The organism is Caulobacter sp. NIBR1757 (assembly GCF_027912495.1).
GTDB lineage: Bacteria > Pseudomonadota > Alphaproteobacteria > Caulobacterales > Caulobacteraceae > Caulobacter.
Window position 1 is genome coordinate 913,760 of the sequence record NZ_CP115463.1, and the last position, 14,650, is coordinate 928,409.

Annotated in this window: 20 protein-coding genes; 9 read left to right on the forward strand and 11 right to left on the reverse strand. The window is 68.3% G+C overall.

Annotated elements, in window-relative coordinates:
- Nucleotides 1-16: 16 nt before the first annotated feature.
- Together O5I81_RS04335 and O5I81_RS04340 are read right to left on the reverse strand one after the other, a co-directional pair.
- Nucleotides 17-1,036: an HWE histidine kinase domain-containing protein gene (locus O5I81_RS04335; RefSeq protein WP_271067720.1), complete on the reverse strand. Its 1,020-nt coding sequence runs from the start codon at nucleotides 1,034-1,036 to the stop codon at nucleotides 17-19.
- Nucleotides 1,037-1,106: 70 nt separating this feature from the next.
- On the reverse strand, nucleotides 1,107-1,346 hold the full coding sequence (locus tag O5I81_RS04340) for a DUF2188 domain-containing protein (protein WP_271067721.1): 240 nt from the start codon (nucleotides 1,344-1,346) through the stop codon (nucleotides 1,107-1,109).
- Nucleotides 1,347-1,719: 373 nt separating this feature from the next.
- On the opposite strand from O5I81_RS04340, the gene O5I81_RS04345 reads away from it, so the two are divergent.
- From O5I81_RS04345 to O5I81_RS04355, 3 genes are read left to right on the forward strand one after another with little or no spacing between them, the layout of a single operon-like run.
- Nucleotides 1,720-2,580: a TIGR01459 family HAD-type hydrolase gene (locus tag O5I81_RS04345; RefSeq protein WP_271067722.1), complete on the forward strand. Its 861-nt coding sequence runs from the start codon at nucleotides 1,720-1,722 to the stop codon at nucleotides 2,578-2,580.
- A 13-nt stretch (nucleotides 2,581-2,593) separates the two neighbouring features.
- Nucleotides 2,594-3,013, forward strand: coding sequence for a MaoC family dehydratase (locus tag O5I81_RS04350; RefSeq protein ID WP_271067723.1), 420 nt, complete (start codon nucleotides 2,594-2,596; stop codon nucleotides 3,011-3,013).
- Nucleotides 3,010-3,945, forward strand: coding sequence for a bifunctional riboflavin kinase/FAD synthetase (locus tag O5I81_RS04355; protein WP_271067724.1), 936 nt, complete (start codon nucleotides 3,010-3,012; stop codon nucleotides 3,943-3,945). The genes O5I81_RS04350 and O5I81_RS04355 overlap by 4 nt, the downstream gene beginning before the upstream one ends.
- Before the next feature lie 70 nt (nucleotides 3,946-4,015).
- On the opposite strand, the gene O5I81_RS04360 is transcribed toward O5I81_RS04355, so the two are convergent.
- Together O5I81_RS04360 and O5I81_RS04365 are read right to left on the reverse strand one after the other, a co-directional pair.
- Nucleotides 4,016-4,948 (reverse strand): electron transfer flavoprotein subunit alpha/FixB family protein, encoded by a 933-nt coding sequence (locus O5I81_RS04360; protein ID WP_271067725.1) that lies wholly within the window; start codon nucleotides 4,946-4,948, stop codon nucleotides 4,016-4,018.
- Nucleotides 4,948-5,697 carry an electron transfer flavoprotein subunit beta/FixA family protein gene (locus O5I81_RS04365; RefSeq protein WP_271067726.1) on the reverse strand — a complete coding sequence of 250 codons (750 nt, stop codon included), beginning with the start codon at nucleotides 5,695-5,697 and terminating at the stop codon, nucleotides 4,948-4,950. Before O5I81_RS04365 ends, O5I81_RS04360 begins: the two co-directional genes overlap by 1 nt.
- A 162-nt stretch (nucleotides 5,698-5,859) precedes the next feature.
- On the opposite strand from O5I81_RS04365, the gene O5I81_RS04370 reads away from it, so the two are divergent.
- Entirely contained in the window at nucleotides 5,860-6,207 is a 348-nt protein-coding gene (locus tag O5I81_RS04370; RefSeq protein WP_271067727.1) for a hypothetical protein, read from the forward strand.
- On the opposite strand, the gene O5I81_RS04375 is transcribed toward O5I81_RS04370, so the two are convergent.
- Both O5I81_RS04375 and O5I81_RS04380 read right to left on the reverse strand, forming a co-directional pair.
- Complete coding sequence (locus O5I81_RS04375; RefSeq protein WP_271067728.1) at nucleotides 6,208-6,786, reverse strand: cob(I)yrinic acid a,c-diamide adenosyltransferase; 579 nt, start codon at nucleotides 6,784-6,786, stop codon at nucleotides 6,208-6,210.
- Nucleotides 6,780-6,986, reverse strand: a complete 207-nt coding sequence (locus tag O5I81_RS04380) for a twin transmembrane helix small protein (RefSeq protein WP_271067729.1) — start codon at nucleotides 6,984-6,986, stop codon at nucleotides 6,780-6,782. Before O5I81_RS04380 ends, O5I81_RS04375 begins: the two co-directional genes overlap by 7 nt.
- 343 nt (nucleotides 6,987-7,329) lie before the next feature.
- Between O5I81_RS04380 and O5I81_RS04385 the strand changes: the two genes are divergently transcribed.
- The 3 genes from O5I81_RS04385 to O5I81_RS04395 all read left to right on the forward strand — a co-directional run bounded on the left by O5I81_RS04385 (nucleotide 7,330) and on the right by O5I81_RS04395 (nucleotide 8,912).
- The gene (locus O5I81_RS04385; RefSeq protein ID WP_271067730.1) at nucleotides 7,330-7,554 is read left to right on the forward strand and encodes a hypothetical protein; all 225 of its coding nucleotides are present in this window, start codon (nucleotides 7,330-7,332) and stop codon (nucleotides 7,552-7,554) included.
- Entirely contained in the window at nucleotides 7,551-8,201 is a 651-nt protein-coding gene (locus tag O5I81_RS04390) for a TetR/AcrR family transcriptional regulator (protein WP_271067731.1), read from the forward strand. The genes O5I81_RS04385 and O5I81_RS04390 overlap by 4 nt, the downstream gene beginning before the upstream one ends.
- A gap of 75 nt (nucleotides 8,202-8,276) precedes the next feature.
- Complete coding sequence (locus O5I81_RS04395; RefSeq protein ID WP_271067732.1) at nucleotides 8,277-8,912, forward strand: TetR/AcrR family transcriptional regulator; 636 nt, start codon at nucleotides 8,277-8,279, stop codon at nucleotides 8,910-8,912.
- Between the two features lie 28 nt (nucleotides 8,913-8,940).
- Here O5I81_RS04395 and O5I81_RS04400 read toward each other — a convergent pair whose 3' ends face one another.
- On the reverse strand, nucleotides 8,941-10,629 hold the full coding sequence (locus O5I81_RS04400; RefSeq protein ID WP_271067733.1) for an acyl-CoA dehydrogenase family protein: 1,689 nt from the start codon (nucleotides 10,627-10,629) through the stop codon (nucleotides 8,941-8,943).
- A gap of 134 nt (nucleotides 10,630-10,763) precedes the next feature.
- Between O5I81_RS04400 and O5I81_RS04405 the strand changes: the two genes are divergently transcribed.
- On the forward strand, nucleotides 10,764-11,390 hold the full coding sequence (locus O5I81_RS04405) for a glutathione S-transferase (protein ID WP_271067734.1): 627 nt from the start codon (nucleotides 10,764-10,766) through the stop codon (nucleotides 11,388-11,390).
- Here the strand turns inward: O5I81_RS04405 and O5I81_RS04410 are convergent.
- The 4 genes from O5I81_RS04410 to folP all read right to left on the reverse strand — a co-directional run bounded on the left by O5I81_RS04410 (nucleotide 11,372) and on the right by folP (nucleotide 13,743).
- On the reverse strand, nucleotides 11,372-11,698 hold the full coding sequence (locus O5I81_RS04410; RefSeq protein WP_271067735.1) for a hypothetical protein: 327 nt from the start codon (nucleotides 11,696-11,698) through the stop codon (nucleotides 11,372-11,374). The genes O5I81_RS04405 and O5I81_RS04410 overlap by 19 nt on opposite strands.
- The gene (locus O5I81_RS04415) at nucleotides 11,695-12,471 is read right to left on the reverse strand and encodes an alpha/beta hydrolase (protein WP_271067736.1); all 777 of its coding nucleotides are present in this window, start codon (nucleotides 12,469-12,471) and stop codon (nucleotides 11,695-11,697) included. Before O5I81_RS04415 ends, O5I81_RS04410 begins: the two co-directional genes overlap by 4 nt.
- Nucleotides 12,471-12,845, reverse strand: coding sequence for a VOC family protein (locus tag O5I81_RS04420; protein ID WP_271067737.1), 375 nt, complete (start codon nucleotides 12,843-12,845; stop codon nucleotides 12,471-12,473). Before O5I81_RS04420 ends, O5I81_RS04415 begins: the two co-directional genes overlap by 1 nt.
- 91 nt (nucleotides 12,846-12,936) lie before the next feature.
- Entirely contained in the window at nucleotides 12,937-13,743 is an 807-nt protein-coding gene (gene folP, locus O5I81_RS04425) for a dihydropteroate synthase (RefSeq protein WP_271067738.1), read from the reverse strand.
- Between the two features lie 57 nt (nucleotides 13,744-13,800).
- Between folP and O5I81_RS04430 the strand changes: the two genes are divergently transcribed.
- Nucleotides 13,801-14,637 carry a DUF4344 domain-containing metallopeptidase gene (locus O5I81_RS04430; RefSeq protein ID WP_271067739.1) on the forward strand — a complete coding sequence of 279 codons (837 nt, stop codon included), beginning with the start codon at nucleotides 13,801-13,803 and terminating at the stop codon, nucleotides 14,635-14,637.
- Nucleotides 14,638-14,650: the final 13 nt, after the last annotated feature.

Consider the following 14,650-nt stretch of genomic DNA (forward strand, 5'->3'; position numbering starts at 1 on the left):
GCGTGCTCGCGCCAGGCTAGCCGATCGGTCCCGGCTCCGCGCCCACCGTATCGTTCGGCGCCTGGGCGTCATCGATCAGTCCGGCGGCCAGAACGCAGGTCACGCCCTCCGGCCCGAAGACCAGTTCCGCCCGCCCACCGGGCTGGCTGGCGAAGGCGCTTCGCAGCATCCGTGAGCCGAAGCCCGTTCGGGTCGGCTGGACCACCGGCGGCCCGCCGCGCTTCTTCCACATCAGCACCAGGTGCCGCGCCCCGTTGCCGTCATGCGCCAGGTTCCAGGCGATCTCGACCCGGCCCTCTGCGACGCTCAGGGCGCCGTACTTCAGGGCGTTGGTGACCAGCTCATGCAGCGACATCGACAGGGTGACCGCCTGCGACGGGTGCAGCCGCACCGGCGGCCCCTCCAGCGCGAACGGCGAGGGGGCGCGGTCGTGCGGAGCCAGCACGTCGGCGATCAGGACATCGAGATCGGCTCCGGCCCAGCTTTCGCTGACCAGCACATTGTGAGCCCGGGCCAGGGCGACCAGCCGATCGGCCAGGTCGCCGCGCACATGGCCATCGACGCCGGCGCCGCGCAGGGTCTGCTCGACGATCGACTGCACCGTGGCCAGGGTGTTCTTGACCCGGTGATTCAGCTCGTTGAGCAGCAGCACCCGCTGGTCCTCAGCCCGCTTGGCCGCCGTCTCGTCGCGGAAGATCTTGACCAGCTGCCGGTGGCCGTCGGTCATCGGGATGGTCAGGCCGTTGGCCCAGAACTTCCCGCCGTCCTTGCGTTGGTGCCAGCGGCTGTCTTCGGCGCGGCCCAGTTTCAGGGCGGTCTCGATCTCGATGTCGGCGCTGCCGGCCACCCGGTCGGGCTCGGTGAACAGCACGCTCAGGTGCCGGCCGACGACATCCTCCGCCGCATAGCCGGTCAGGGTCTGGGCGTCGCCCAGCCAGTTGGTGATCGTCCCGTCCCGCTCGAAGGTCAGCACGCCATAGCCCCGCATGTTGCTGAGGATCAGGGCGGCAAGGTCGGGGTCGGACTTGAAGGGCATGACGGGTCCAGCGGGGGGCGTCGGCACAACGCCCGACGACCCGGAAAAGCTTCACGCCTTCGCCGCGCGCCTAGTCCTCGACCTTGGTGTCCGGCCGGTCGCTGCCGTCGGCGATCTCCTCGTGCCACTGGCCCTTCTCGTCCTCATAGACGATGCCCGTGGTCTCGCCGCCCAGCTGCTGCTCGCCCGCCGCCCGCCTGGCCGCCGCGGCCGCCTCGTCATGCGTCCGGAAGGTTTCCGAGAAGGTGCCGCCCGCCTTGTAGGCCCAGCCTCCGTCATGCTCGACGATCTCATAGGTGACGGTGGTCATGGCTCTCTCCTGTGGCTGCCGGGTCAGTAAGCGCCCAGAGCGGCGTGGGTTGCAACGCCCGGAATTTTACCCGGGTATAATTCCCGCGGGTCCGCCGGCGCCTTGTCCGAACCTGTCGCCACGCCGCCCCACCTTCGTCCCATCCGAACCCACCGCCGCCCCACCCGCCCCCCACCGCCTGTCCCCCGAAAGCCCACCGCCGCACCGCCCGTCACCCCCGAAAAACCTCAAGTCTTTCAAAGCTAAAGGCGATTCCACCCGCTGGCGGCGCCGACGATGCGATACAATGGTGGGCCGCTTCGATAACGGTGGCGAAGCCTTGACCGCGGTTGGGCTGATTGACCTCTCCTGCCGCAATCGTTAGCCCAGCCCCATGACCGACCTGCCTGCCGGCCTTTCCGCCCTTGCCGACCGCTACGACGTCCTGCTCAGCGACGTCTGGGGCGTCATCCACAACGGCCGTGAGAGCTTCCCGGACGCCTGCGCCGCCCTGGTCCGCTGGCGGGCCGAGGTCGGCCCCGTCGTCCTGATCTCCAACTCCCCCCGCCCGGCCAGCGACGTCATCTCACAGCTCGACAGCCTGGGCGTGCCGCGCGAGGCCTGGAGCGCCTTCGTCACCAGCGGCGACGCCACCCGCCTGCTCCTGGCGCCGCGGGCCCCGGGACCGATGTGGAAGATCGGGCCGGCCAAGGACCTTGTGCTATATGAGGGCCTGGGCCTCGAGCTGGCCGAGGCGGACCAGGCGGCCTTCGTCTCGGTGACCGGTCCCGACAACGACGATGTCGAGACCCCGGAAGATTACCGCGAACGGCTGATGGCGGCGGCGGCGCGCGGCCTGCCGCTGATCTGCGCCAACCCCGACATAGTGGTGCAGAAGGGTGACAAGCTGATCTACTGCGGCGGGGCCCTGGCCGACCTCTACGCCAGGCTGGGCGGCGAGGTGCTGATGGCCGGCAAGCCGTTCACGCCGATCTACGAACTCAGCCTGGCCGAGGGCGAAGCCCTGCTGGGCAAGCCGCTCGACCGGTCGCGGGTGCTCTGCATCGGCGACGGCGTCATCACCGATGTGAAGGGCGCCGCCGACCATGGGATGGACTGCCTGTTCGTCGCCCAGGGCATCCACGGGGTGAAGGCGCTGGGCGCCGACGGCAGGCTGGACCCGGACAAGGTCGCCGGCCTGCTGGCCGAAGAAGGCCAGACGGCCGCCTACGCCATGGCCGATCTGGTCTGGTAATCAGGAGATGACGATGCAGGGCCTGTTCCTCGAAGACCTCACCATCGGCCAGTCGGCGCAGATGACCCGCACCGCCGACGAGCGCACCGTTCAGCTGTTCGCCGAGGTCAGCGGCGACAACAACCCGCTGCACCTGGACGAGGCCTACGCCGAGACCACCCAGTTCAAGGGCCGCATCGCCCATGGCATGCTCTCCGCCGCCTATATCTCGGCGGTGATCGGCACGCAGCTGCCGGGCCCCGGCGCGGTCTACATGGGCCAGACCCTCAGCTTCCGCCGCCCCGTCCGCATCGGCGACGAGGTCCTCACCGTCTGCACGATCAAGGAGATCGACGCCGACAAAGGCCGGGTCACCATCGACACCGTCTGCTCGGTGAACGGCAAGGCGGTGCTGACCGGCGAGGCCCTGATCCTGGCCCCCAAGCGCGGATGAGCCTGAGGATCGTCCATGGCTGGAAGTCACTGGACCCCGCCGATCGCGGGGCCTCGGTGGCGCTTGGCAACTTCGATGGCGTGCACCTTGGCCACCAGGCGGTGATCGGCCAGGCGGCCGCGGCCGCCAGGGCCTGCGACTGCCCGCTGGGGGTGATCACCTTCGATCCCCACCCGCGCCGCCTGTTCCATCCCGACGAGCCCAGCTTCCGCCTGATGACCCTCGACCAGCAGGCCCGGGCCCTGGAGGCGCAGGGGGTGAGCCGCCTCTACGTCCTCAACTTCGACTTCGAGATGGCCAGCTTCTCGGACCGCGAATTCGCCCAGTTCGTCCTCCACGAGGGCCTTGGCGTGAAGCATGTCGCCGTCGGCTTCGACATCAGCTTCGGCAAGGGCCGCACCGGCAGCCCGGCCCTGATGAAGGCCTACGGCGAGGCCTTCGGCTTCGGCGTCTCGGTCGCGGAAGCCGTGGGGGAGGGCGAGGGCAAGTTCAGCTCCACCGGCGTTCGCCAGGCCCTGCGCGACGGCCGACCCGAGGACGCCGCCGCCATCCTGGGCCGCCCCTTCGCCATCGAGGGCGTCGTGCGCCGCGGTCAGCAGCTGGGCCGCCAGCTCGGCTTCCCGACCGCCAACGTCTTCATGGCCGACTATGTGACGCCGCGCCTCGGCGTCTACGCCACTCGCACCCGCCTGCCGGGCGGCCGCCTGCTCCCCGGCGTCGCCAACATCGGGAAGAACCCCACGACGGGCGAGGTCGAGACCCGGCTCGAGGTCTGGATCTTCGACTTCGACGAGGACCTGTATGGCCAGGTTATCGAGACGGAACTCGTCGCCTTCCTTCGGCCGGAGGAGAAGTTCGGGAGCATCGAACTGATGGTCGAGCAGATCCACAGGGATGAGGCCGCCGCCCGCCAAATCCTCCTTCGCCCGTAGGGCGGGGGAGGAATAGAAAAAGGGCCGGACGTTTCCGTCCGGCCCTCGATCTTCAACGGTGAAGGGCTGCCTAGCCCAGCGCCGCCATCAGTTCGGGAACGACCGTCTTGTAATCGCCCACGATGCCGTAGTCGGCGACCTGGAAGATCGGCGCGTCGGCGTCCTTGTTGATGGCCACAATGACCTTCGAGTCCTTCATGCCGGCGAGGTGCTGGATGGCGCCCGAGATGCCGATGGCGATGTACAGCGCCGGGGCGACGACCTTGCCGGTCTGACCGACCTGGTAGTCGTTCGGGGCGTAGCCGGCGTCCACAGCCGCGCGCGAGGCGCCGACAGCGGCGCCGAGCTTGTCGGCCAGGGGCTCGATCACCTTGCCGAACTCTTCGGCCGAGCCCATGGCGCGACCGCCGGAGACGACGATCTTGGCGGCCGTCAGTTCAGGACGGTCGGACTTGACCATCTCTTCGCTGACGAACCTGGCGCCGCCATCGGCCGTGCCGGCCGTGGCCGCCTCGACCGAAGCCGAGCCGCCGTCAGCCGCCGCCTTGAAGGCGGTCGGACGAACGGTGATGACCTTCTTGGCGTCCGAGGACTGCACGGTCTCCAGCGCGTTGCCGGCGTAGATCGGGCGAACGAAGGTGTTCGCATCGACCACTTCGACGATCTCGCTGATCGGCGCGACGTCCAGATGGGCGGCGATCCGGGGAGCGTAGTTCTTGCCGCCCGAGGTGGCCGGGATCAGGACGGCGTCGTAGCCGCCCATCAGGCCCTCGACGGTCGAGGCCTGGGCCTCGGCGACGCCGTGGCCCAGATCGGCGCTGTCGGCCAGCAGGACCTTGCGCACGCCGGCGATCTTGCCGGCGGCGTCGGCGACGGCCTGGGCGCCCGAGCCCATGACCAGCACGTCCACGTCGCTCGAAAGCGCGAGGGCGGCGGTGACGGTCTTGTTGGTGGTGTCGCGCAGGTGCGCGTTGTCGTTATCGGCGACGACCAGGACGGCCATTAGAGCACCCCCGCTTCAGTCTTGAGTTTGGTGACCAGTTCGGCGGCGTTCTCGACCTTGATGCCGGCCGAGCGCTTGGCGGGCTCGGTGACCTTCACGACCTTGAGGCGCGGCGCGATATCGACCGCGTAGTCGCCGGTGGTCTTCAGGGCGATCTCTTTCTTCTTCGCCTTCATGATGTTCGGCAACGAAGCGTAGCGCGGTTCGTTGAGGCGCAGGTCGGCGGTGATGACCGCCGGGATCGACACTTCGACGGTCTGCACGCCGCCATCGACCTCGCGGGTCACGGTGGCCTTGCCGTCGGCGACCTCCACCTTGGCGGCGAAGGTGGCCTGCGGCCAGCCGAGCAGGGCCGAGAGCATCTGGCCGACGGCGTTGTTGTCGCCGTCGATGGCCTGCTTGCCCATCAGGACCAGGTCGGCCTTCTCCTCTTCGGCCACGGCCTTGAGCAGCTTGGCCACGGCCAGGGGCTCGAGGTCGGCGTCGGACTGCACCAGGATGCCGCGGTCACCGCCCATGGCCAGGGCCGTGCGGATGGTTTCCTGGGCCTGGGACGGGCCGATGGAGACGATAACCACCTCGGTGGCGACGCCTTTTTCCTTCAGACGAACAGCTTCCTCGACCGCGATCTCGCAGAAGGGGTTCATGCTCATCTTGACGTTGGCCAGGTCGACGCCGCTCTGATCGGCCTTGACCCGCGCCTTGACGTTATAATCGATTACCCGTTTGACCGGGACCAGCACCTTCATGGGTATTGTCCGCCCGTGTTGCGTTGCGAAAAGTCTTGCGCGGTCAGGCTGATACTAGCTTGGCGGCGCAATGCAAGTTTCCCCAAGGGTCAGGTTGGGCAGAAAAACGCCCACAAAGCCCCGGCTGGCGGGACCCTGGCATTTCCGCTAGAGCGCTCGGCCATGAGCAACGCCATTACCCGCCTCAAATGGATCTTCCTCGGTCTCTTCGCCATCGGGGTCGTCGGCATCTGGGGCTATCAGATCTTCTACGTCTGGCCGGCCAAGAAATGCGCCGGCCAGGAGCGTTGGTGGGACCCCGCCACCCGCACCTGCGCCACCCCCCTCTATATCCCGGCCCTGACCGGCCGCCCGGCCGGCGTCAGCCGCGAGGAATGGTCAAAGCGCCAGGCCGCCGCCCAGCAGCAGCGCGACCGCTACGGCGAACGCGCCATGGCCGACCTGCCCAAGCCCGCGCCGGCCCCGGAAAAGCCCGCCGCCAGGCCGGCGGAAGCCCCGGCCAAAAAATAGCTATCGATTGGCGCCCGGCGTCCACAGGACGTCGCCGGCGCCCTTGTCGTTGGCCCAGCGGCTGGCCACGAACAGCAGGTCCGACAGGCGGTTGAGGAATTTCACCGCCTCCGGGCTGACCACCTCGTCCTCCAGCGCCGCCAGCGCCACCGCCTCGCGCTCGGCCCGCCGACAGACGGTGCGGGCCAGGTGCAGGGCCGCCGCCGCCGGCGTCCCGCCGGGCAGCACGAAGCTGGTCAGGTCCGAGAGCTCGCCATTGAGCAGGTCGATCTCGCGCTCCAGCCGCTCCACCTGGCTGGCCAGGATGCGCAGCGGCTCCCAGGCCAGCTTTTCACCGCGATCGGGGGTAGCCAGGTCGGCGCCGAGATCGAAGAGATCGTTCTGGGCGCGCATGAGAATGCCGTCGAGCACGGCGTCGCCGCCCGTGTGTAGCCGCACCAGCCCCAGGCAGGCGTTGGTCTCATCGACGGAGCCATAGGCTGCGACGCGCGGATGGGTCTTGGCGACCGGCTCGCCGCTGGCCAGCCGGGTCGTGCCGCCGTCACCCGTGCGGGTGTAGATCCTGTTGAGCGTCACCACAGCTGCTTGGTCCGCGTCCAGTAGGCCGCCACCAGCACCAGGACGGCGATGAACTGCATCAGCACCCTCAGCCGCATCAGCTTGTTGGAGTTCGAGCGGCCGAAGTCACCCCCGCGGAACAGGGCATAGAGCCCCAGACACAGGACGACGAAGACCGCGATCAGGGCCGCCGGGATCAGGATGTCGAATATGTCGCGCACGTCCGAGACTTAGCTCCGCTTGAGGGAAAGGCCATAAGGATTTCTCCTTACGTAGACCATCCCGGTTGAAAGACGCGCGTTCGTCGCAATATGTTCAGTGACCACGTTCGGTGAGTGCAATTGTCACATATCGGCCCAGAATGGGCCATGATAGCGGTGACATGGCTGGATTTGGTGAGTTTCGTTAACTGTACAATTTGTCTTGATCTCGTCGCAATGTGCCGCTAAACGCCCCCCCCCCCCCCCCCCCCCGGTCGTTGACGCCGGTTCGCTGAACATGATCGACCCCTTACCGCGGATCGGTTCAGCTCACGAAACAGCGGGAAGGCATGAGAGGCGCACTATGGCAGCCATGCCTGCGCCGGCGGACAATTCGCCGGCCGATGAAATGAGTGACGCGTTGGCGGAAGTCCGTCAGCTGATCGCCGATCTGCGCGACGCCGCGCAGGACGGCCGTGAGCTGGCCCGCCGCTATTCCGAGATTTTGCAGAACGTAGTCGATGAGTACTGCGTTGAGTTTGAGCAGCGCGCCACCAGCGCCCTGACCCGTCTGGAGTCCATTCGATGAACCATATCCCGATGCGCGTGATTGCCTCCCCGGCCGTGCGTCCCGCCAAACCGACCCGTCGGGCGCTCGCCAAGCAGCGCACCCGTGAGAAGGTTCTGGCCGCCGCCCGCCAGCTGTTTACCGAGCGTGGCTACGAAGGCGCCACAATCCGTGACATCGCCAAGGCCGCCGGCATGTCGACCGGCGCCGTGTTCGCCAGCTTCGCCGACAAGAGCGAGCTGTTCGACGAAATTCTGGCCCAGGACTACGCCCTGCTCGGCGAGGCCATGCAGGACGCCGCCAATAACGGCGAAACCGTCGAGAAGGCCCTGACCGACCTGTTCAGCGTCGCCTACCGCTTCCACATGGCCCAGCTGCCGCTGCTCCAGGCCGGCATCTCCGCCAGCTGGACCCGCAGCGAAGCCGGCGAGAAGCGCAACCGCGAGGCCCTGAAGCCCGTCATGACCATGGTCAGCGACACGCTGCGCCGCGGCGTCGAACGCGGCGAACTGTCGCAGCGCGCTGACCTTCGGTTGATCGCTGGCGTTTTGTGGGACGTTTACCTTGCCGGTTATCGTCGGGCAGTGTTCGACGGCTGGACGGCAGACGACCTGACCTCGCGTCTGTCGGATCAGATTAATCTGATCCTCGCCGGCGCGCGTACGTAGGACGACACAACGGACAAGACGCCCCGACGGGACTCGGGGCGTCTTTTCTATCGGCGTAACCCCGGGGGAGCTCGTTTGGGGGTAAGGGACACACAGAAGGCCGCGACGCGCGAGAAGGTGCTGTCAGCGGCTCGCGATCTCTTCCACGAGATCGGCTACGACGAGACGACGATCCGCGCCATCGCGGATCGCGCCGGCGTGTCCGTGGGCAGCGTCTTCACCACCTTCAGCTCCAAGGCCGACGTGCTCAGCCAGGTGATGGCTGACCGGGTCGAGCCGCTGCAGGAAGAACTGACCCGGGTCCTGCCCTATCTGCGGGGATCGACCTGTGATCGGCTGTGCTCGATCTTCGCCATCCACTATGACTTCGAATGCCGACGGGTGAAGCTGTTCCTGGCCCACATCGCCGCCAGCTACAGTCCCTCACTGGAGGAGACGACGACGCCGTTCGGCCGCAACGCCAGCTTCCAGGCGATGTTGCGCGAGACCCTGACCGACGGCATCACCCGCGGCGACGTCCACCCCGAGGCCGACCTCGACCTGATCCTGCAGCTGCTGATCGCCGCCTACGCCTGGAACTACAGCCTCGCCGCCCAGCTGGGCGCCGACGCGGGGGCCCTGACGGCCCGCATGGACCGGCAGATCGAGCTGATCATGAACGGCGCCCGGCATCCGGTCGGGGCAGCGGGGGCTCAACTGGCGACCCAATAATCCGGGCGACCGCCCGGCGAATCGGGCGCTAGTTCCCGTCTTCCAGCAGCCGGCGCGCGATGACCTGGGCCTGAATCTCGCCGGCCCCTTCGAAGATGTTGAGGATGCGGGCGTCGGCCAGCACGCGGCTGATCTCGTATTCCATGGCGAAGCCGTTGCCGCCGTGGATCTGCAGCGCGTTGTCGGCGGCGGCCCAGGCGACGCGGGCGGCGATCAGCTTGGCCATGCCCGCTTCCAGGTCGCAGCGCTTGCCCTCATCCTTCTGGCGGGCGGCGTAATAGGTCAGCTGGCGCACCCCCATCAGCTCGGCCGCCATCATCGCCAGCTTGTTGGCCACCCGCGGGAAGCCGAAGATCGGGCCGCCGAACTGCTTGCGGTCGAGCGCGTAGTTCAGCCCCAGCTCGAGCCCCCGTTGCGTGACGCCGACGGCGCGGGCGGCGGTCTGGATACGGGCGCTCTCGAAGGTGGCCATCAGCTGCTTGAAGCCCTGGCCGGGCGTGCCGCCCAGCAGGTTGGCGGCCGGCACGGTGAAGCCGTCGAAGCCGATCTCGTATTCCTTCATGCCGCGATAGCCGATGACGCCGATCTCGCCGCCGCTCATGCCGGGCGTCGGGAAAGGAGCGGCGTCATCGCCGCGCAGCTTTGGGGCCAGCAGCATGGAGAGGCCGCGGTAGTCGGTGGTCTCCGGCTCGGTGCGGACCAGCAGGGTCATGACGTCGGCCCGGGCCGCGTGGGTGATCCAGGTCTTGTTGCCGGTCACGACATACTGGTCGCCCTGCAGCACCGCCCGGGTGCGCAGAGAGCCGAGGTCCGAGCCGGTGTTGGGTTCGGTGAAGACGGCGGTCGGCAGGATCTCGGCGCTGGCGATCTTCGGCAGCCATTCGGCCTTCTGATCGCCCGTGCCGCCGGTCAGGATCAGCTCGGCGGCGATTTCCGAGCGGGTCGCCAGCGAGCCGACGCCGATCCAGGCGCGACTCAGCTCCTCGGAGACCACGCACATGGCCGTCTTGCCCATGCCCGACCCGCCGTATTCCTCCGGAATGGTCAGGCCGAAGACGCCCAGGTCGCCGAGCTCGGCAACCAGCTCCAGCGGGATCAGCTCGTCGTTCAGGTGCCACTGGTGGGCGAAGGGGATGACCTTTTCCTCGGCGAAGCTGTGGAACTGGTCGCGGATCATCTCGAAGGTTTCGTCGAGCCCGGTATCCTCGACCGTCGCCTTGCCGCGCGCCTGGGCGACCAGCTGGGCCACCCGGCTCTTCACCGCCTGGCCGCCGCCCTCGTTGATGCAGCGGGACAGGGCGGGGGTGAACAGCTTCTGGATCGTCGCCTGGTCGGCGGTCAGGTCCCAGGGGCGGATCATCTCGCCCTGGTTCATCGGGATGCCGCCGATCAGCTGGTTGGCGTATTCGGCGAACAGCAGCTGGGCCAGCAGGGCCTCGGTCTCGCCGAACTTGCCGGCCGCCTCGAGGGCCGAGGCCCAGCCGGCGACCTGGGTCATCAGCTCGGCGTAGGAGGCGTACCAGCCGAACCCATGCACGCTGTGCTGTTCGGCGTCGGCCAGCTTGCGATCGATCTTGCCGCCGGCGGTGATCTTCGCCTTCACCGCGCCCCTAGCCTCGGCCACGAAGGCCTGGGCCTCGCCGGCCGCATCGCGCAGAAGGCCGGTCAGGCCGTCCAGGATCAGGCTGTCTTCGGCGACGGTGGCGGCGGCGGTCATGCAATGATCTCCCGGAATTCTTGTGCAGCGCACTCTATGTATCTCGCAAACGCACACAAGACAGCCGGCCGACGCATTATTTTACCGCTGCGGCCAACCAGCGGCTAGGTTCTCATAAACACCAGGGAGGCCCCATGCTCACCGTCCACCACCTCAACGAAAGCCGCTCGCAGCGCATCCTCTGGCTGCTCGAGGAACTCGGCCTGCCCTACGAGATCAAGTTTTACAGCCGCGACGCCACCACCCGCCTGGCCCCGCCGGAGCTGAAGGCCGTCCACCCGCTCGGCAAGAGCCCGGTGATCACCGACGGCGACATGACGGTGATCGAGAGCGGCGCCATCATCGACTACATCATCCGCCGCCATGCGGACGGCCGCATGGCCCCAAATCCCTCGACCCCGGCCTTCGACCACTATCAGCAGTGGCTGCACTATGCCGAGGGCAGCGCCATGCTGCCGCTGATGCTCAACATGTACGTCAGCCGGCCGGGGGAGGGCGGCGCGCCCCTGGCCCCGCGCATCGAGAGCGAGATCGCCAACCACCTCTCCTATGTCGAACAGAGCCTGGCCGGCCGTGACTTCCTGCTGGGTGGTGAGCCGACCGGCGCCGACGCCCAGATGAGCTTCATCCCCGAGGTCGCCAAGGCCATGGGCAAGCTGCCCAGCTATCCCAACATGGCCGCCTGGATCGAACGCATCCACGCCCGTCCCGCCTGGAAGCGCGGGCTGGAGAAGGGCGGGCCCTACGCGCTGGGAGCCTGACCGGTTTCGTACAGGCGTTCAGGCCAATGACCTGATCCGGCGGCCTCGCGGAGGTCGCCGACGGTCAGGCCGGTGGTATCGAACAGCACTGGCAGGGCCACGCCCTTGGCCTGTCGCTCTGCCACTACCTGGTTGACGGCGGGCGGGGGTCCGATACCGAACTCGATCTCGATGTCATCGACGACCTCGTTGATCAACAGGATGTGCAAGCCGATGTCCGCCAACCGCTCGTCCGCCGCGAACTTCCGGCGGCGGGCCGGAGGCAACTGGTCGTTGATCAGTCGCGAGACGGGGTCGAGATCGTTCATCCGAACGGGTCGTCCAGGTAGCCATCCAGGAAGTCGAACACCGTCGCCTTCAGCATGGCGTGCGGGATGGCGTTGAAGTGGTCGCAGCCCTGGACGGAGACCGCCTTGGCGCCCCGGATATGATCGGCCAGGCCCTGCGGATCGCCGGCCAGCGCGTCGCGACTGCCGGCGACGACCAGGGTGGGAACGCTGATGCCGAAGAGGTCGTCGGGGGTGAGGGTCACGCCCTCTGCGCGCGAGGCGGCGGCCAGGGCCATGCGGTCTTCGCCCTGCTCGTCGGCGAACTGGCGAAAGCTCCGCAGCATGGGCTCGGCGATCGTGGCCGGATCGTCGGCCTCCATGGCCTGGCCCATGGCGTCGTCCCCGGGTGAGGGGGTGAACAGCCGCTCGCCGATGCCGCCGACGGCCAGTTGGTCGATGCGGTCGCCGCGGGCGATGGCCAGGGACAGCGCCAGCCTCGCGCCCATCGAGTAGCCGACGACGTCGGCCCGGGCGACGCCGAGATGGTCCAGAAGCTCGGTCAGGTCGGCCAGCCGCCGGCCGGTGGCGTAGGAGGCCGGGTCATGCGGCTTGCCGCTGCGGCCGTGGCCGCGCGAGTCCGGGGCGATGACCCGCTGGCCGCGCCGCTCGAAGGCGGCGTACCAGCCGGTGCGCTTCCAGCCCTCGTCGCGATTCGAGGCGAAGCCATGCACCAGCAGCACCGGCTTGCCGTCGGTCACCCCGGCGTCGTCGTAGGAAATGGTGACGCCATCGCTGGCGGTGAACTCGGCCATCAGCCCCCCTTGCCCGGTTCGAACAGTTCTATGGCATTCCCCGAAGGGTCTTCACACAAGGCCTGCGATCCCCCCGGACCGCTGACAATGGGCCCGCGGAAGACTATCCCGCCCTCGGTCATCCGCGCCACCATCCCGGCGAGGTCATCGACGACCAGCACGATGCGATTCCAGCCGCCCGGTCCGGGCTGCGCCCCGCTGTCCAGCGTCTTGCCGGCCGAGGAGGTCGGGCCCGCCAACCACAGGTCCTGGTCGCCGCGCACGACCACGGCCATGGCCGGGCCGAATCGCTGACGCACCTCGAAACCGAGCACGTCGGTGTAGAAGCCGACAGCCTCGGCTACATCGCGGACCAGATATCGCGCGGTCGCCATTCGGCGGTCCTCCCGGTGCGGACAGTGCCGACAGTGGCGGCCGGCGTCCATATACGGAATTTGAGTCGGGCAAGCTCCGTTCCCTGGCGCCCTAGCCGCCAATCGCCGCCTGAACCCTGAGCGCCTGCACCGTCTCGCGCACGTCGTGAACCCGCACGGCGGCGACGCCCGCCGCCGCGCCGGCCAGCGCCGCCGCCAGGGAGCCGCCCAGTCGGGCGTCGGCGTCCTTGCCCAACGGGTCGAGGGTGGCGATGAAGCGCTTGCGGCTGGCGCCCAGCAGGACGGGGTAGCCGAGCGCCACCAGCCGGGGCAGGGCGGCGAGCAGGGCCAGGTTGTGATCCACGGTCTTGCCAAAGCCGATGCCGGGATCGAGCCAGATCCTGTCGTGCGCCACGCCGGCGGCCATGGCCGCCTCTGCGCGCGCCAGCAGGAAGGCTTCGACCTCGCCCACGACGTCGTCGTAGCGGGGGTCATCCTGCATGGTGCGCGGCTCGCCCTTCATGTGCATCAGCACCACGTCGCAGCCGAGTTCGGCGGCGGTCTCGGGCGCGCCCGGAGCGGTGAGGGCGGCGACATCGTTCCAGATGGTCGCCCCGGCGGCGATGGCGGCGCGGGCGACGGCGGGCTTCATGGTGTCGATGGACAGGGGGACGTCGGCGCCGGCAAGGCCCTCGATGACCGGCCGGACGCGGGCGATCTCCGCCTCGACGGACACCGCCGCGGCGCCGGGGCGGGTCGACTCGCCGCCGATGTCGAGGAGGTCGGCGCCGTCGGAGATCAGCTTGCGGCCATGGGCGACGGCGGCTGCCGTGCTGTCATGGCGCCCGCCGTCGGAGAAGCTGTCCGGCGTGACATTGACGATGCCCATCACCTTAGGGCGCTTCAGGTTTTCCCACATTTTTGAGTGATGCCGCGCGCGCGGCGATCCCGCAAGGAAGGGGCGAAGGGGATTCATATGAAACGCTTGCTTCTCGCCGCCACGCTGTCGCTCGGCCTGGCGACCTCATCCGCCGCCCAGACCCCGCCGCCGCGCATCCACCTGGCCCCGCCACAGTCGTTGTCGCCGCTGGCCGTCAGCCTCGACCAGTTCACCCGCGGCACCCTGCGGTTCGTCATCCTGCATGAGCTGGGGCATGGGCTGGTCGATCTCTACGACCTGCCGGTGCTGGGCCGCGAGGAGGATGCCGCCGACCGCTTCGCCACCTTCTGGATGTCGCCCGACAGCCAGGGCGAGGACGGCACCGACGCGGTGGCGGCCATGGAATGGTGGCTGGCCTCGGCCCGGCAGAGCGACATCACCCGCGACCAGCTGCCCTGGTGGGATGAGCACGGCATGGACGAGCAGCGCGCCTACCAGATCGCCTGTCTGCTGTACGGCGCCTCGCCCCAGGACTTCGGGCCGCTGGCCGGGCGGATGGGCATTCCCGAACGCAGCCGCCAGCGCTGCCTGGGCGAGACGGCGCAGAACAACACCAGCTGGTCGAAGCTGCTCAAGGGCCAGGTCAGCCAGATGCATAACCTCGACGGCTATTTCACCAACCTGACCTACATGGAGCCGGGGCCAGGGACCCGGGACGCGGCGCAGATCGCCAGGCGCTACCGCATCCTCGAGGAGGTGCGGGAGATCATCCGGCAGTTCAGATACACCGACGTCAACACCACGGTGAAGCTGACCGCACGCGACTGCGGCGTGTCCAACGCCTTCTGGAACACGGAGACCGACGAACTGACGCTCTGCTACGAGCTGATCAACGAGGTCGCCGCCACCGGCGTCGCGGCGGGCTTCCACTGAGCCGGAAAAACCC

Coding starts and splice junctions, on each gene's coding strand:
- O5I81_RS04355 (WP_271067724.1), top strand. CDS start 3,010: ATGAGCCTGAGGATCGTCCATGGCTGGAAGTCACTGGACCCCGCCGAT.
- O5I81_RS04335 (WP_271067720.1), bottom strand. CDS start 1,036: ATGCCCTTCAAGTCCGACCCCGACCTTGCCGCCCTGATCCTCAGCAAC.
- O5I81_RS04415 (WP_271067736.1), bottom strand. CDS start 12,471: ATGGCCGAGTTCACCGCCAGCGATGGCGTCACCATTTCCTACGACGAC.
- O5I81_RS04365 (WP_271067726.1), bottom strand. CDS start 5,697: ATGAAGGTGCTGGTCCCGGTCAAACGGGTAATCGATTATAACGTCAAG.
- O5I81_RS04390 (WP_271067731.1), top strand. CDS start 7,551: ATGAACCATATCCCGATGCGCGTGATTGCCTCCCCGGCCGTGCGTCCC.
- O5I81_RS04345 (WP_271067722.1), top strand. CDS start 1,720: ATGACCGACCTGCCTGCCGGCCTTTCCGCCCTTGCCGACCGCTACGAC.
- O5I81_RS04420 (WP_271067737.1), bottom strand. CDS start 12,845: ATGGCGACCGCGCGATATCTGGTCCGCGATGTAGCCGAGGCTGTCGGC.
- O5I81_RS04350 (WP_271067723.1), top strand. CDS start 2,594: ATGCAGGGCCTGTTCCTCGAAGACCTCACCATCGGCCAGTCGGCGCAG.
- O5I81_RS04340 (WP_271067721.1), bottom strand. CDS start 1,346: ATGACCACCGTCACCTATGAGATCGTCGAGCATGACGGAGGCTGGGCC.
- O5I81_RS04400 (WP_271067733.1), bottom strand. CDS start 10,629: ATGACCGCCGCCGCCACCGTCGCCGAAGACAGCCTGATCCTGGACGGC.
- O5I81_RS04410 (WP_271067735.1), bottom strand. CDS start 11,698: ATGAACGATCTCGACCCCGTCTCGCGACTGATCAACGACCAGTTGCCT.
- O5I81_RS04385 (WP_271067730.1), top strand. CDS start 7,330: ATGGCAGCCATGCCTGCGCCGGCGGACAATTCGCCGGCCGATGAAATG.
- O5I81_RS04360 (WP_271067725.1), bottom strand. CDS start 4,948: ATGGCCGTCCTGGTCGTCGCCGATAACGACAACGCGCACCTGCGCGAC.
- O5I81_RS04430 (WP_271067739.1), top strand. CDS start 13,801: ATGAAACGCTTGCTTCTCGCCGCCACGCTGTCGCTCGGCCTGGCGACC.
- O5I81_RS04370 (WP_271067727.1), top strand. CDS start 5,860: ATGAGCAACGCCATTACCCGCCTCAAATGGATCTTCCTCGGTCTCTTC.
- O5I81_RS04405 (WP_271067734.1), top strand. CDS start 10,764: ATGCTCACCGTCCACCACCTCAACGAAAGCCGCTCGCAGCGCATCCTC.
- folP (WP_271067738.1), bottom strand. CDS start 13,743: ATGTGGGAAAACCTGAAGCGCCCTAAGGTGATGGGCATCGTCAATGTC.